A 15621-nucleotide genomic window follows, 5' to 3' on the forward strand; every position below is an offset into this window, starting at 1 on the left:
GTTGGAGCGAATTACTGAGCAACAGCCGTCAGAGCGGACAGGAACGGGTTAGCGAACGTGTACAGCAGAGCAACACCAACGCCGATCATCGAGATAGCATCCAGCAGACCAGCGATAACGAACAGTTTGGTTTGCAGTTGTGGCATCAGTTCTGGTTGACGTGCCGAAGCTTCCAGGAATTTGCCACCCAAGATAGCGAAGCCCAGAGCGGTGCCGATTGCGGCCAGGCCGATGATGATTGCTGCTGCCAGAACGGTCATGCTTTGTACTTGTGCGATCAGAGCTTGCATAAAATTCTCCTAAATTTAAAAACGAAAGATACTAAAAAAACAAAATATAAAGTTAATGATTAATGTTTCTCAACCGCAAGGCTCAGATACACAACCGTCAACGCCATAAACACAAAAGCTTGCAAAGTTACAATCAAGATATGGAAAATTGCCCATGGACCACCCAACGCCCACTGTGCCCACCAAGGCAACAACGCGATCAAGATGAAAATCAGTTCGCCGGCATACATATTGCCGAACAGTCGCAGCGACAGGGAGATCAGTTTTGCAACCAGCTCAACCATTTGCAGCAAGAAATTGACAGGTGCCAGGGCGATCGTGGCGATCAAGCCATTCGCATGGAACGGTGCCGTGAACAGTTCCTTGATCCAGCCGCCCAGGCCCTTGGCCTTGATCGAGAAGGCGATCACGCACAGCACCACCGACAGCGACATGGCGAACGTGTGGTTGACGTCGGCGGTCGGCACGGCACGCAGTTTATGCACGCCAAACCAGCTCATAATCTTCGGCAACAGGTCAACCGGCAGGAAGTCCATCGCGTTCAGCAACCAGACCCACACAAAAATAGTGATGGCCAGCGGTGCGATGACCTTGCTTTTCGCGTGGAAGGCCCCATTAATAGTGTCATTGACGATTTCCATGACCATTTCGACGAAGTTTTGCAACTTGCCAGGGACACCAGCCGTCGCGCGGCGCGACGCCATATAGAAAACAGCCAGGAAAACAAAGCCCAGAATGGCCGAAATCCAGAACGTATCCAGATTGATCATGCCGTCGGCACTTCTCAGGTGGGCCAGATGGTGACTGATGTATTCTGTGGCGTTGGCCGGGGCAGCATGGCCCGCTTCAATAGCGTGTTCTGTGGTCATAATGAATTTAGATTTGTCGTTTCAGAGCACAACAGGCCCCAAAACCAATGATTAAACAGCGAGCAATGAAAACCAGTATGCTAAGGTTGCCACCGCGAAACCCAAGATCAGCCATAACCAGGCGGCCGACTGAAACAACACCAGTGCCAATATAAACAGCACCGCTGTGATAAATATTTTCATCACTTCTGCGCGCAAATGCGCCCGGAATGCCTTATTGGCGTCGCTAGTACCGCGAACCACCAACATGGCATACACCAGGCTACCGATGACTGCGATAGCACCGCCGTATGCGGCGGACCAGCCTCTGACACTGCCACCGAAAAACAGGGTGACTGTGGCAAAGCTGATAGCGATTGCTAACTGCAATGCAACTACTTTGTAGACGGGTTTGGCAATACTTTGTTGTGAATCACTCAATTGCCAGGTTCCCAGAAAAATCTACACACGCAAAGACACGGGATTATAGTTGGCTTTGATCTATAGAGTCAAACGTTGCTGCACCGCAGCAGGGCGATTGCTGCGTGAAACTGACGCTTTACCGACTATTCGCCGCCATTTGCACCACTATATGGCAAAGTCGCTTGTCTGGCCGCTTCCAGCCGTGTTATCAAGGAATCACGTGGTGCATCTGGAAAGCATGGCCGGATTGTCCACACCCACACTCCCATATCTTTGCAGCTTGCTATTTAACCACGCAAGCGGGTCAACAATCCATCGAGCACGTCAAGATCGGCAAAATCGATCACCAATTGGCCACGGCCTTTGTTGCCCATTTTGAACACCACGGGCGTGGCCAGCGCATCGGACAACTCTTCTTCCAGGCGGGCGATGTCGCCGGACTTTTCCTTTTGCCGCGGCTCGACCGGGTTGGCCGCTTCCTCGGCCGTGCGCGTGACCAGCTTTTCCGTTTCGCGCACCGACAGGCGCTTGGCCACCACCTGGTTGGCCAGGTTGATCTGGCTGGCCGCATCGACTGCCAGCAGCGCGCGCGCATGGCCCATGTCGATATCGCCGGCCATCAGCATGGTCTGCACGGGGCTGGCCAAGTTCATCAGGCGGAGCAGGTTCGACACCGCGCTGCGCGAGCGTCCCAGCGCAGTGGCCGCTTGCTCATGCGTAAAATTGAAGTCGGCGATCAGGCGGTGGATGCCCTGCGCTTCTTCCAGCGGGTTGAGGTCTTCGCGCTGGATGTTCTCGATCAGCGCCATGGCGGCGGCGGCCAGGTCATCCACATCGCGCACCAGCACCGGCACTTCCGTCAGGCCCGCCAGCTGCGAGGCGCGGAAGCGGCGTTCACCGGCGATGATTTCATATTTGATCAAGCCGCTCAGGGTGTCTTGCCCGATCGGGCGCACCAGGATGGGCTGCATCAGTCCTTGCGCCTTGATCGAGGCGGCCAGTTCATTCAGGGCCCCCTCGTCCATGCGCGTGCGCGGCTGGTACTTGCCAGCTTGCATTTGTGACACGGGCAAGTTGGACGGTTGATGCGTGTCCGGGCTGGCGAAGTCGCTGCCGCCGCCCAACAGGGCGTCGAGTCCACGACCCAATCCTTTTAATTTTTTCGTAGCCATGCTGTCCTAATCGTGTTTTCAGAGTAAGCGCTCACATCATAGTGTGCAGACGCTCGCCCCTTGTTTACATATGTTTGATGCGTTCGACCATCTCGGCGCCAAAGGCGATGTACGCCTGGGCACCTTTCGAGCTGGGGTCGAAGGTCACGCCGGGCAAGCCGTACGATGGCGCTTCGGCCAGGCGGACATTGCGCGGGATGATGGTATTGAAAACCTTGTCGCCGAAGTGCTGCTCCAGCTGGGCCGACACTTGTTGCGATAATGTCATGCGTGGATCGAACATCACGCGCAGCAAACCGATGATCTTCAAATCCGGGTTCAGGTTGGCGTGCACCTTCTTGATGGTGTTGACCAGGTCGGACAAGCCTTCCAGCGCGTAGTACTCGCACTGCATCGGGATGATCACGCCATGCGCGGCGCACAGGCCGTTCAGGGTCAGCATCGACAATGCCGGCGGGCAATCAACGAGGATGAAATCGTATTCGCCGTCCACTTCGGCCAGCGCATCCTTCAGGCGGCGTTCGCGGTTGTCCAGTTCGACCATCTCCACTTCCGCGCCGGCCAGTTCGCGGTTCGACGGCAGGACATCGAAGCGCCCCGCTTCCGAACGCTGGCGTGCCGTCTTGACATCGGACTCGCCCAGCATGACTTCATAGGTCGACGCCTTGAGGCCGGCCTTGTTGATGCCGGCGCCCATGGTCGCATTGCCTTGCGGGTCGAGGTCGACCAGCAGCACGCGCTGGTTCAACTTGGCCAGACCGGCGGAGAGGTTGACGCTTGTTGTGGTTTTACCAACACCACCCTTTTGATTTGCTACACAAAAAATTTTGGCCATGTATCTTCTAGTTGTAAAGAGATGCAAACTTCATCGTGCGCCCCGGCATCCGGCCGAAACGATTTATACTATTTATTTCATTTATACGATATAAATCGTTTATACGGTTTATATCATTTATACCGTATAAACTGTTTATATGATTTATACCGTTTAATTCTACGGCCTTTAAATTCTTGCTATAAAGACCAGATGACGCTCTGCATTTAGCCCTGGCACCTGGATTGCGCGTAATTGCGTCACTTTCCAGTCTGCCGGCAGTCTCTCTCTCTCGTCTGGCGGTGCCACCCCTTTCAAAGCGATGAATTGCCCGCCCTCGGCCAGTACGTGGTTCGACCAGTTGACGAAATCGGACAGGTCGGCAAAGGCGCGCGAGGTGATCACGTCGAATTTCTGCGGCACTTCCAGCTGTTCCACCCGTTTCGTGTACACGGTGACGTTGGCTAGCCCCAGTTCCGCCTTCACTTGCGTCAGGAATGCCGTCTTTTTATGCACGGTGTCGATCATCGACACTTTGATATCGGGCCGCGCGATGGCCAGGACCATGCCCGGCAAGCCGCCACCGGCGCCCACGTCGAGCACGTTTTTGGCGTCCGCGAACGCGGGCACGGCGGCCAGCGAGTCGAGCACGTGCAGGGTCAGCATCTGCATCGGATCGCGCACCGACGTCAGGTTGTACACGCTATTCCATTTGGCCAGCAAGGCCAGGTAATCGAGCAGTTTTTCCGTCTGATCCGCGCTCAGGTTCAGCTCCAGCGCGACGATGCCTTCATTCAAAATGGGGGCCAGTGCGGCCCGGTCAAACTGCTTCATTCAACAACCTCGTCCTTTAAAGTGGTGGTCTGTGCGGCACCGAAGCCGCGCTTTTTCAAGTGCACCAAGAGCAGCGAAATCGCCGCCGGCGTCACGCCCGAAATGCGCGAGGCCTGGCCCAGGGTTTCCGGGCGCTGCTTGTCGAGTTTTTGCCGCACTTCGACCGACAGCGCGCCGATGTCCAGGTAATTAAAACCAGCCGGCAAGGCCAGGTTTTCATAGTGTTCGTGACGCTCGATTTCCTTGCTCTGGCGCTCGATGTAGCCCGCATATTTGAGCTGGATTTCCACCTGCTCGCGCACGGCGGGATCGTCCACGCCGGGGCCGGCCAGGGCCTGCCCTGCGATGCCCGTCATGCTCATCAGGGTGTCGTAGGCGACGTTCGGGCGGCACAACAAGTCCGCCAGCGAATACTCGCGCTCGATGGCCTGGCCGACGATGCGTTCCGATTCGGCGGCCGCCAGGATGCGCGGATTGACCCACGTGGAACGCAGGCGCTGCAGTTCCAGCGCCACCGCTTCGCGCTTGGTCTCGAACGCTTGCCATTGGGCGTCGCCCACGCAGCCCAGGGTGCGGCCGATTTCCGTCAGGCGCATGTCGGCATTGTCTTCGCGCAGGCTCAGGCGATACTCGGCGCGGCTGGTGAACATGCGGTACGGTTCCTGCACGCCCTGGGTGATCAGGTCGTCGACCAGCACGCCCAGATACGCCTCGGAGCGACCCGGTACCCAGGCTTCCTTGTCCTGCGTCAGCAAAGCCGCATTCAGGCCCGCCAGCATGCCTTGCGCGGCCGCTTCCTCGTAGCCGGTGGTGCCGTTGATCTGGCCGGCGAAGAACAGGCCGGCCACCGCCTTCGTTTCCAGCGAGGCCTTCAAGCCGCGCGGGTCGAAATAGTCGTATTCAATGGCATAGCCGGGACGCAGGATGTGTGCGTTTTCCATGCCCTTCATCGATTGCACCAGGGCGATCTGCACGTCGAACGGCAGGCTCGTAGAGATGCCGTTCGGATAGAACTCGTGCGTCGTCAAGCCTTCCGGCTCGAGGAAGATCTGGTGCGATTCCTTGCCCGCGAAACGGTGGATCTTGTCTTCGATGGACGGGCAATAGCGGGGGCCCACGCCCTCGATGACGCCCGTGTACATGGGGCTGCGGTCGAGGCCGGCGCGGATGATGTCGTGCGTCTGGCTATTCGTATGCGTGACCCAGCACGGCACCTGGCGCGGGTGCATGGCCGTGTTGCCCATGACCGAAAACACGGGCACGGGATCGAGGTCGCCCGGCTGTTCTTGCATCACGGAAAAGTCGATCGTGCGGCCGTCGATGCGCGGCGGCGTGCCCGTTTTCAAGCGGCCCTGCGGCAGTTTCAATTCCTTCAACCGGGCCGACAGCGAAATGGCCGGCGGGTCGCCGGCGCGGCCGGCCGAGTAGTTATTCAGGCCCACGTGGATCTTGCCGTCGAGGAAAGTACCGGCCGTGAGCACGACGGCGCGCGCCAGAAACTTCAGGCCGATCTGCGTCACGGCGCCGACCACGCGGTCGCCTTCGACGATCAGATCATCGACCGCTTGCTGGAACAGCCACAGATTCGGCTGGTTTTCCAGGCGTGTACGGATGGCGGCCTTGTACAAAATACGGTCGGCCTGGGCGCGCGTGGCGCGGACTGCCGGGCCTTTCGAGGAGTTCAGGATGCGGAACTGGATGCCGGACTCGTCGGTGGCAATCGCCATCGCGCCGCCCATGGCATCGACCTCCTTGACCAGGTGGCCCTTGCCGATGCCGCCGATGGAGGGGTTGCACGACATCTGGCCCAGTGTCTCAATATTATGCGTGAGCAATAGCGTCTTCTGCCCCATGCGGGCGGAAGCGAGGGCCGCCTCGGTACCGGCGTGACCACCACCGACAACGATGACGTCGAATTCTGTAGGAAATAACATGATAAATAGGTAACAGTGCAAGTAAAAATGCGGGAAGAGAGCTCCGATTATAGAGTCTTTTTGCGAGCGCAACCTTCCACGGGCCAATTTTTGCTTAATTTTTACTCAGCAGTGGCAAGGAAGCGGTGATTTCTGTTTCACGTGGAACACGCAGCATGGCCAGACAGAGGGCTGCGGTACCGTGAAATGTTTGCTACAATTGCCGCATCGTCCGCAACCGTGGTCACGCCAGTGGCCATCGCGGCGATCATCCAGGAGGACGGCCTCCCCCATCATGGGCACACACCGGGACGGCCCGCTCTGTATAAGGAGCCGCCATGGCCTGGATACTTTTACTCATTGCCGGCGTGTTGGAAGTCGTGTGGGCATACTCGATGAAACTCTCCGAGGGTTTCAGCAAACTCACCCCTTCCATCATGACCATCGTCATGATGATCGCCAGCTTCGGCTTGCTGTCGATTGCCATGCGCACCCTGCCCCTGGGCACGGCCTACACGATCTGGACGGGCATCGGCGCCGTCGGCGCCTTCATCGTCGGCATCGTCTTTCTGGGCGAGCAAGTCAACACCATGCGCGTGTGCGCCGCCGTCCTCATCGTGTGCGGCATCGTGCTGATGAAACTGTCGTCCAGCCACTGAGAGGAATCCCCATGCTCCTCGAAAACTATTTTCCCGTCCTGCTGTTCATTCTGATCGGCATCCTGGTCGGCATCGTGCCCATGCTGCTGGGACGCGTACTCGGTCCGCACAAGCCCGATCCGCAAAAACTGTCCCCGTACGAATGCGGCTTCGAAGCGTTCGGCGACGCACGCATGAAGTTCGACATCCGCTTCTACCTGGTCGCCATCCTGTTCATCCTGTTCGATATCGAGGTGATCTTCCTGATGCCGTGGGCGGCCAATGTGAACGAACTGGGCTTGCCTGGCTTCTGGGCCGTCATGGGTTTTCTGGGCGTGCTGGCCATCGGCCTGGCGTATGAATGGAAACGCGGCGCGCTGGAGTGGGAGTAAGCCCCGCTTCTGGTTCCACGTGAAACAGGCGCACAGCGGAAAAGCGGAGTAAGCTTGCTGTCATCGTTCCTGCCAGGAGTACGCATGTCCGCCTTCCAGTTCCGCACCGTGCCGCATCTGATCGTTGAACCAGGCGCCGCCACCCAACTGGGCGCGCACGTCGCCCATCACTTCCCCACCGTGCGCCGCGCCCTGCTCGTCACCGACGCAGGCTTCCTGCGCACGGGCCTGGCCGATGCTCCCCTGCACAGCCTGCTGGCGGCGGGAATCGAAGCACACGTCTTTGCCGACGTGCAAGCCGATCCCTCGGAAGCCATCGTGCTGGCCGGTGTGGCCCAGGCCCAGATGTTTCACGTGGAACTGATTATCGGCCTCGGTGGCGGCAGCTCGCTGGACGTGGCCAAGCTGATCGCCGTGCTGGCGCCGGGCCGCCAGGAACTGGCGCAACTGTATGGCATCGGCAATGTCCATGGCCAGCGCCTGCCTCTGGTGCAATTGCCCACCACGGCCGGCACGGGCTCGGAGGTGACGCACATCGCCATCGTCACCACGGGTGCCACCAGCAAGATGGGCGTGGTCGCGCCGCAACTGTATGCGGACCTGGCCATCCTCGACGCCAGCCTGACCCTGGGCTTGCCTCCTGCCGTGACGGCCGCCACCGGCATCGACGCCATGGTGCATGCGATCGAAGCGTACACCAGCCGCCTGCTGAAAAATCCCTTGTCCGATATGCTGGCCACCCAAGCGCTGTCGCTGCTCTCCAGCAACCTGCTTACCGCCTGCCGCGATGGCAACAACTTGCCGGCGCGCCAGGCCATGCTGCTCGGCGCCATGCTGGCCGGCCAGGCGTTTGCCAACGCGCCCGTGGCCGCCGTGCATGCGCTTGCCTATCCCATCGGGGGACTGTTTCACGTGCCACACGGCCTGTCGAACGCACTGGTGCTGCCGCACGTGCTGCGTTTCAATTTGTCCCACGCGGCGCCGCTGTATGCGCAACTGGCGGCCGTCTTGCAGCCCGGCATCGTGGGCAGCGAGGAAGCGCGGGCCGTAGCCCTGATCGATGCCATGCAGGCGCTGGCGTGCGCCACCGGTATCGCGCGTACCCTGCGCGAGGTGGGCATCGCGGCCAGCGACCTCGATCGGCTGGCCGACGGCGCCATGCTGCAGACGCGATTGCTGGGCAACAATCCGCGCGTCGTGACACGCGAGGATGCCCGCGCCATCTATGTGGCAGCGCTATGAGACTCAGTCGGGCACATCCACCACCGTCCCCGTCACACTGATCGCATTGCCTGCCGCCGGCGTCGACGCTATTGCCGGCACGTTGACAGTCGTGATCAAGGTCGACGCATCGGCGCGCGTCACCGTGCGCACCACCTGCGATGGCGGCAAGGCTTGCTTGACAGACAAATGCGCATACATGGCATCGAGCGCCCGGTTCAGGTATACGTGCAAGGGCACGATCAGTGTCGGCAAGGCGCTGCTGAAGGAATCGAAGTGGTTGGCATGGGTCACCTCGATATAGCGCAGTTTGCTATTGCTTCCTTCCACGGCGGCGTTCAGGCCAAGATAGGCGCGCCCAGCGTGATTGACGGGAATCAGGGTATCGCTGCGGCCGTGCACGATGATGGCCGGCTTGCCGTTCAGTTTGCCGCTGGCCGCTACCTCGGCCATGCCCGCCCGCACGCGCACGCTCTGTCCTGCCAAAGTGCCTTCCAGGTTGGCGCCGTTGACGGCGTCGCGCCCCGTCGCCAGGCTGCGCAGGCACAGGAAGCCATCGAGCGACTGATCCGCCAGACTTGTCGACGGTGACACGCCGGCCGTGTAGCCCTTGGCGCCGCCCACGCTGTTCTCGTACACGACACTGCCGGGGATGCCGTTTTGCGCGGCAAAGCTGGCCGCCTTTTGCGCCGAGGTAAACGCGATGGGATTGCCGCTGCCGTCCGTCTGCGCAAACGTGAAACCGCACACTTTATCGGTCACGGAAAATTTCCCGTAGGCATACGCATACGTGACGGCCACCAGGATGTTCGTGCCCGCATGCGCCGCCTGCAGCGGATCGGAATCGATCAGCCAGCCATACGCGCGCAAGCGCTGCTTCGCGTCCGCCTGCTGCGCCGCCAGGTCGGCGCCGTTTAATAGCCCCTTGCTGACGAGCACCGTGCAGCGTCCCGCATTGCCGGCCACGGACGCGATGCACGGCTGGTACAGCGCCGCATAGGTGGCGTAGTCAAACAGCGCGCGCCCCGGTGCGTTCACTACCACCCCGCCCTGGCGCACGCTGTAGGCCGTGGACGGCTGCGGTTGCACCTGCGGCTCGCTGGCCGCCACGCCGCTGATCAAGCCTTGCGTATCCTGCTCCGCCGCCAGCAGGGCCGAGCCGGCACCGTTGGAAATGCTCGAGGCGATCGTGATGGTGTTCTTCGGCGTCAGCCGCACGATGCGCGAACTGCCGTCGCGGGCCAGCACGCCGTAGCGTTCGTTCAAGACGTAATACGCCATCTCGACCGCCTGCAAGGTGACCTTGCCCCAATCCTTCTCCGGGTTCTGCTGCGAGTGCGCATGCTTGAAGGCGATGCGGTTCGGGTTGGCCCCGACCCAGGCGAGGCGATCCGCATCGCTCAAGTCGGGCGCGAAGAGCGCGCTCTTGCCGGCGGCCACCCGGCCCGCGCGCACGCCGTTCTGCAGGTTGACGCTGTCGTCCTCGAACACATACAGGCCCGTGCCGGAACCCTTGTCCGCATACGCCACGGCGCAGCCCTTCTTCAAGCCCCATTCACCGGAGCTGCCGATGGCGCCGTAGATGCCGCGCGAGCCGCTCGACGTGCCCGTGACGATGCAGGCACGGTCCGGGTCGAAGCTGGCCGGCACCTGCACCATCAAGGTGACATTCTTCTTGCCCGTGCCATCATCGGCATAGGCGATGTATTCGCTGCCAGGAATCAAGCCTTCACCGCTACCCACATTGCCGGACGCATCCACGTTCGGTCCGTACAGGGTGCCGTAGCCGCTGTTGGCGGCGATGTCGAGCACGGCGCGGTAGTTGGCGTGGATCGCATTGCGGCGCAGTTCGAGCGGCGTCGGCTGTTCGGCATTCGCATACAAGGGCGTGGCGCCCGCCAGCCCCGTCTTGCCCAGGCCGGCAGTCAGCAGATCGTTCGTCTTGCCGTCGTAGTCGGCGCGCGTGATGGTGCCCAGGTAGCCGGGCATCTGGTTCAGTTCTTCCGGCGCATGGTTGCTGCCGCAGGCTGCCAAGGCCAGCAAGGTGCACAGGCGCATGCCAGTCGTGCCCGCGCGCGTGATCGTCATTTGCATGGTGGTTCTCTCCGTTGAGGTAACAGTGGACGCACAATGAAAAACGCCGGACGATTTGTCCGGCGTTGCTTGAAAATCAGACAGCGGCTTTGGCTGGCCTGCCACCGAAGCGCGCGATGGCTTCGCCGACGATGCCGCGCCGGAACAGCAGCACGCAGATGACGAAGATCACGCCGGTGACCATGCCCACCGATTCGCCCAGGGTGCCGAACCACTCGATGCCCGTGTGCGTGGCCAGATAGGTGCCGACATCGCCCAGCTTGTTTTCCAGCGCGATGATCAGCACGGCGCCGAGGATGGGACCGGCCATGGTACCCATGCCGCCCACCAGGGTCATCAGCACGACCAGGCCGGACATGCCCCAGTACACATCGGTGAGGGTTTCAAAGCCCAGCACCAGGGTCTTGGTGGCGCCGGCCAGGGCAGCGAGCGAAGCGGACAGCACGATGGCCATCAGCTTGTACTTGTTGACGTCGTAGCCGAGCGAGATGGCGCGCGGTTCGTTTTCCTTGATGGCCTTGAGCACTTGCCCGAACGGCGAGTGGATGGTGCGCACGATCAGGGCGAAGCCGGCGACAAAAATGGCCAGCACGACGTAGTACAGCACCGTGTCATTGCCCAGGTCTATCATGCCCAGCAAGGTTCCACGTGGAACACCCTGCAAGCCATCCTCGCCGCCCGTGAACGGCAGCCGCAAGGCGAGGAAGTACACCATCTGCGCCAGCGCCAGGGTGATCATCGTAAAGTAGATGCCCTGGCGGCGGATCGCCAGGCCGCCGATCACCAGGCCCAGCAAGGCGCCCGTGGCGACGCCGGCCAGCAAGCCCAGTTCCGTTGGCCAGCCCCAGGTGCGCAGCGCGTAGCCGGTGACATAGCCAGCGCCGCCGAAAAAGGCCGCATGGCCGAACGACAGCAAGCCCGTGTAGCCGATCAGCAAATTGAACGCGCAGGCAAACAGGGCAAAGCACAGCAACTTCATCAGGAAGACGGGATAGCCGTAAAACGGGGCCGCCAACGCCAGCAGCAGGGCAATGGCGTAGCCTACATTCTTATTCATCGTGGTAGCTCCAATACATGACTGATGAGGATTACTTTTCTTTGCCGAACAGGCCGGCGGGACGCAGCAGCAGCACGATGACCATCACCACGAACACCACGGTGGCCGAGCCTTCCGGGTAGAACACGCGGGTCAGGCCCTCGATCACGCCCAGGCCCAGGCCCGTCAGGATGGAACCCATGATGGAACCCATGCCGCCGATCACCACCACGGCAAACACGACGATGATCAGGTTCGAGCCCATCAGCGGCGAGACCTGGATGATCGGTGCCGCCAGCACGCCGGCGAAACCGGCCAGGGCCACGCCGAAGCCAAACGTCAAGGTCACCATCAGCGGCACGTTGATGCCGAACGCTTCCACCAGTTTCGGGTTTTCCGTGCCGGCCCGCAGGTAGGCGCCCAGTTTGGTTTTTTCGATGACGAACCAGGTGGCCAGGCAGACGGAGAGCGAGGCGATCACCACCCAGGCGCGGTAGTTCGGCAGGGTCATGAAGCCCAGGTCCGTCGCGCCGGCCAGCGCTTCAGGCACGGCATACGGCTGGCCCGAGACGCCATAGAACGAGCGGAACACGCCTTCCATGATCAGGGTGATGCCAAAGGTCAGCAGCAAGCCATACAGGTGGTCGAGTTTATATAGCCAGCGCAACATGGTCTTTTCGATCAGGATGCCGACCAGGCCGACGAGGATCGGGGCGATGACCAGCATGGCCCAGTAATTGATGTCGAAATAGCTGAGGCCCATCCAGGCCAGGAAGGCGCCCATCATGTACATGGCGCCATGCGAGAAATTAATAACGTTGAGCAAGCCGAAAATGACGGCCAGACCGAGGGACAACATGGCATAGAACGAGCCGTTGACAAGACCCAGCAGCAGCTGGCTCATCATCGCTTGTATTGGAACGCCGAAAATTTCCATGGCATCACAGTATAAAAAGCACCGCCGGGTAGCGGTGTGGTATCAAGGGAAACGCGCCACCGCAAACGGCTGCGGCGGCGCAAGGCGAACCCTGCGGGCGAAGTGCAGGACAGAGCGCCCGCGCAGCGGCGGGCACTCCGTGGAGGTTGCTACAGCCTTACTTCCACAACGAACACTTCGATTCAGCCTTGGTCACATACGCTTGCGCACCGGGCACGGTGGCGACCACCTTGTAGTAATCCCATGGGTATTTCGACTCGGACGGTTTCTTGACTTCCATCAGGTACATATCGTGCACCATGCGGCCATCGGGACGCACTTCGCCATTCTGGGTAAACATGTCGTTGATCTTGGTCTTCTTCAGATACGCCATGACTTTTTCGGTGTCATCCGTCCCCAGCGCCTTGACGGCTTTCAGGTAGGTCGCCGCGGCCGAATAGTCGGCCGCCTGCAGCATCGACGGCTCCTTCTTCATCTTGGCGAAATAGCGTTTCGACCAGGCGCGCGTGTCCGCATTCAAGTCCCAGTACCAGCCATCGGTCAGGTACATGCCTTGCGTCAGGTTCAGGCCCAGCGAATGGATGTCGTTGATGAAGATCAGCAAACCGGCCAGTTTCATCGACTTCGTCAGGCCGAACTCGTTGGCCGCCTTGATGCTGTTGATGGCGTCGCCGCCCGCATTGGCCAGGCCCAGGATCTGCGGCTTGGCCGCTTGTGCCTGCAGCAGGAAGGACGAGAAATCCGAGGCGCCCAGCGGATGCTTGACGCTGCCCAGCACCTTGCCGCCGGCCGCCTTGACGACCTCGGCCGTGTCTTTTTCCAGCGAATGGCCAAATGCATAGTCGGCCGTCATGAAATACCAGCTCTTGCCGCCCTGTTTGACGATGGTGCCGCCCGTGCCGCGCGCCAGCGCCACCGTATCGTAGGCGTAATGCACGGTGTAAGGCGTGCATTCTTCATTCGTCAGGCGCGAGGAACCGGCACCGATGGCAATGAAGATTTTTTTCTTTTCCGCCGCCACCTTGGCCATGGCCAGGCTGGCGCCGGAATTGGTGCCGCCGATCAGCATGTCGACACCTTGCTGGTCGAACCATTCGCGCGCCTTCGAGGCGGCGATGTCGGCCTTGTTTTGATGGTCGGCGGAAATAAACTCCACCTTCTTGCCGGCCAATACCACGCCGGCATCGGCGATCGCCATCTTGATGGCTTCCGCGCCACCGAGGCCGTCGACGTCGGAATACACGCCCGACATGTCGGAAATAAAACCGATCTTGATGGTGTCGCCCGATACCTGGGCGTGCGCGGCGGCGGAAAAGCCCAGGGCGCAAAGAGTGGCGGTGGCAATGGCGATAGCGTTACGTTTCATAGTGTCTCCGTTGGGATTATTGTTTGCTATTTAAACGATTGCTCGACGACGATACGGAACTACATGGGCATTACACGCCAAGCAGCTCGGTCAATACCGGCATCTTGGCTTCCAGTTCGGATGCAGCAAAAGTCTCGACGATCTGACCGTGCTCCATCACATAAAACCGGTCCGCCAGCGGTGCGGCAAACCGGAAATTCTGTTCCACCATGACGATGGTGTACCCCTTCGCTTTCAGGGTGGTAATCATGCGTGCCAGGCCCTGCACGATGACAGGCGCCAGGCCTTCGGAAATTTCATCGAGCAGCAGCAGGCGCGCGCCCGTGCGCAGGATGCGCGCCACGGCCAGCATCTGCTGTTCCCCGCCCGACAATCGCGTGCCCTGGCTGTGGCGGCGTTCCTGCAAATTCGGGAACATGGCGTAGATTTCCTCGACCGACATACCCTTCTCTCCGCTGGCCAGTGTCGGCGGCAGCATCAGGTTTTCCTCCGTCGACAACGAGGAAAAAATGCCGCGCTCTTCAGGACAATAGCCGATGCCCAGGTGGGCGATTTTGTGCGTGGGCAAACCTATCGCTTCGACGCCATTGACTTTGATGGAACCCGTGCGTGCGCCCGTCAGCCCCATGATGGCGCGCAAGGTGGTCGTGCGGCCGGCGCCATTACGGCCCAGCAAAGTCACCACTTCGCCCTGCTCCACTTTCAAGTTCACATCGTGCAGGATGTGCGATTCGCCATACCAGGTGTGCAGTTGTGCAATTTCCAGCGCGGGTGCCTTGTTGCTAGCGGTCATCAATGTGCCCCTTCCAGTTCGGCGTGGGTGGTGCCCATGTACGCTTCCATCACTTGCGGATTGCGCGACACTTCCGCGTAACTGCCTTCGGCCAGCATGGCGCCGCGCTGCAGGACGGAAATCTTGTCGCAGATGCCAGAGACCACGCTCATATTGTGTTCCACCATCAAAATGGTGCGGCCGACCGATACTTTCTTGATCAGTTCGGTGACGCGGTGCACGTCTTCATGCCCCATGCCCTGGGTCGGCTCGTCGAGCAGCATCATTTCCGGCTCCATCGCCAGGGTGGTGGCAATTTCCAGGGCCCGCTTGCGTCCATACGGCATGTCAACCGTGATGGTGTCGGCAAACTCCGTCAGGTCGACTTCGGCCAGCAAGGCCATGGCGCGGTCATTGAGCTGGTTCAAGGCACGTTCGCTTTGCCAGAAGTGGAACGAGGTGCCCAGCTGGCGCTGCAAGCCGATGCGCACATTTTGCAGCACGGAGAGATGCGGGAAGACGGCGGAAATCTGGAAGGAACGGATCACGCCCATGCGGGCGATCTGCGCCGGTTTGGCTGCCGTAATATCTTTCCCATTGAACAGGATCTGTCCACCGGTGGGGACCAGGAATTTGGTGAGCAAGTTGAAACACGTGGTCTTGCCGGCGCCGTTAGGACCGATCAAGGCGTGGATATGGCCCCGCTCTACCTTCAGGTTCACCTCGCTCACTGCGGTGAAACCCTTGAATTCCTTGGTCAAATTTCTTGTTTCCAAGATTACGTTTGACATCGTGTCTCCTAGTTGTACTTTTTGTACTACTTAGTCATTTTTATAATACACAACTTAAATTTAACGCACAATACAGTATA

The 15621-nt window shown here is 60.1% G+C and carries 16 protein-coding genes; 3 read left to right on the forward strand and 13 right to left on the reverse strand.

Features of this window, described 5'->3' with window-relative positions; all coding sequences use genetic code 11:
• Window positions 1–11: 11 nt before the first annotated feature.
• The 7 genes from atpE to mnmG form a co-directional block, all read right to left on the reverse strand.
• On the reverse strand, window positions 12–290 hold the full coding sequence (atpE, locus tag KY494_RS17620; RefSeq protein WP_034752695.1) for a F0F1 ATP synthase subunit C: 279 nt from the start codon (window positions 288–290) through the stop codon (window positions 12–14).
• 59 nt (window positions 291–349) lie between these two features.
• The gene (atpB, locus tag KY494_RS17625) at window positions 350–1159 is read right to left on the reverse strand and encodes a F0F1 ATP synthase subunit A (protein WP_219887686.1); all 810 of its coding nucleotides are present in this window, start codon (window positions 1157–1159) and stop codon (window positions 350–352) included.
• A 51-nt stretch (window positions 1160–1210) separates the two neighbouring features.
• The gene (locus tag KY494_RS17630) at window positions 1211–1579 is read right to left on the reverse strand and encodes an ATP synthase subunit I (protein WP_219887687.1); all 369 of its coding nucleotides are present in this window, start codon (window positions 1577–1579) and stop codon (window positions 1211–1213) included.
• A 269-nt stretch (window positions 1580–1848) separates the two neighbouring features.
• Entirely contained in the window at window positions 1849–2733 is an 885-nt protein-coding gene (locus KY494_RS17635) for a ParB/RepB/Spo0J family partition protein (RefSeq protein WP_219887688.1), read from the reverse strand.
• A gap of 64 nt (window positions 2734–2797) precedes the next feature.
• Window positions 2798–3568, reverse strand: a complete 771-nt coding sequence (locus tag KY494_RS17640) for a ParA family protein (RefSeq protein WP_034752687.1) — start codon at window positions 3566–3568, stop codon at window positions 2798–2800.
• A gap of 168 nt (window positions 3569–3736) precedes the next feature.
• Window positions 3737–4381, reverse strand: coding sequence for a 16S rRNA (guanine(527)-N(7))-methyltransferase RsmG (gene rsmG, locus KY494_RS17645; protein ID WP_219887689.1), 645 nt, complete (start codon window positions 4379–4381; stop codon window positions 3737–3739).
• Window positions 4378–6315 carry a tRNA uridine-5-carboxymethylaminomethyl(34) synthesis enzyme MnmG gene (gene mnmG, locus KY494_RS17650; RefSeq protein ID WP_219887690.1) on the reverse strand — a complete coding sequence of 646 codons (1938 nt, stop codon included), beginning with the start codon at window positions 6313–6315 and terminating at the stop codon, window positions 4378–4380. Before mnmG ends, rsmG begins: the two co-directional genes overlap by 4 nt.
• Window positions 6316–6632: 317 nt before the next feature.
• Here mnmG and sugE point away from each other — a divergent pair, with 317 nt between their 5' ends.
• The 3 genes from sugE to KY494_RS17665 all read left to right on the forward strand — a co-directional run bounded on the left by sugE (window position 6633) and on the right by KY494_RS17665 (window position 8566).
• Entirely contained in the window at window positions 6633–6953 is a 321-nt protein-coding gene (gene sugE / locus KY494_RS17655) for a quaternary ammonium compound efflux SMR transporter SugE (RefSeq protein WP_219887691.1), read from the forward strand.
• An 11-nt stretch (window positions 6954–6964) separates the two neighbouring features.
• Window positions 6965–7324: an NADH-quinone oxidoreductase subunit A gene (locus KY494_RS17660; RefSeq protein WP_219887692.1), complete on the forward strand. Its 360-nt coding sequence runs from the start codon at window positions 6965–6967 to the stop codon at window positions 7322–7324.
• 84 nt (window positions 7325–7408) lie between these two features.
• The gene (locus tag KY494_RS17665; RefSeq protein WP_219887693.1) at window positions 7409–8566 is read left to right on the forward strand and encodes an iron-containing alcohol dehydrogenase; all 1158 of its coding nucleotides are present in this window, start codon (window positions 7409–7411) and stop codon (window positions 8564–8566) included.
• A gap of 3 nt (window positions 8567–8569) precedes the next feature.
• Here the strand turns inward: KY494_RS17665 and KY494_RS17670 are convergent, their stop codons facing one another.
• From KY494_RS17670 to KY494_RS17695, 6 genes are all read right to left on the reverse strand, one after another.
• The gene (locus KY494_RS17670) at window positions 8570–10633 is read right to left on the reverse strand and encodes a 3-hydroxybutyrate oligomer hydrolase family protein (RefSeq protein ID WP_375143488.1); all 2064 of its coding nucleotides are present in this window, start codon (window positions 10631–10633) and stop codon (window positions 8570–8572) included.
• A gap of 82 nt (window positions 10634–10715) precedes the next feature.
• Window positions 10716–11696 carry a branched-chain amino acid ABC transporter permease gene (locus KY494_RS17675; RefSeq protein ID WP_219887695.1) on the reverse strand — a complete coding sequence of 327 codons (981 nt, stop codon included), beginning with the start codon at window positions 11694–11696 and terminating at the stop codon, window positions 10716–10718.
• Between the two features lie 31 nt (window positions 11697–11727).
• A complete protein-coding gene (locus tag KY494_RS17680; RefSeq protein ID WP_219134119.1) occupies window positions 11728–12612 on the reverse strand; it encodes a branched-chain amino acid ABC transporter permease in 885 nt (294 codons plus the stop codon).
• Between the two features lie 157 nt (window positions 12613–12769).
• Window positions 12770–13978, reverse strand: coding sequence for an ABC transporter substrate-binding protein (locus tag KY494_RS17685; RefSeq protein ID WP_219887696.1), 1209 nt, complete (start codon window positions 13976–13978; stop codon window positions 12770–12772).
• 70 nt (window positions 13979–14048) lie between these two features.
• Window positions 14049–14771, reverse strand: coding sequence for an ABC transporter ATP-binding protein (locus tag KY494_RS17690; RefSeq protein WP_219134121.1), 723 nt, complete (start codon window positions 14769–14771; stop codon window positions 14049–14051).
• Window positions 14771–15541, reverse strand: coding sequence for an ABC transporter ATP-binding protein (locus KY494_RS17695; protein WP_100875064.1), 771 nt, complete (start codon window positions 15539–15541; stop codon window positions 14771–14773). The genes KY494_RS17690 and KY494_RS17695 overlap by 1 nt, the downstream gene beginning before the upstream one ends.
• Window positions 15542–15621: the final 80 nt, after the last annotated feature.

The sequence above is a fragment of the Janthinobacterium sp. PAMC25594 genome, assembly GCF_019443505.1.
Classification (GTDB): domain Bacteria; phylum Pseudomonadota; class Gammaproteobacteria; order Burkholderiales; family Burkholderiaceae_D; genus Janthinobacterium.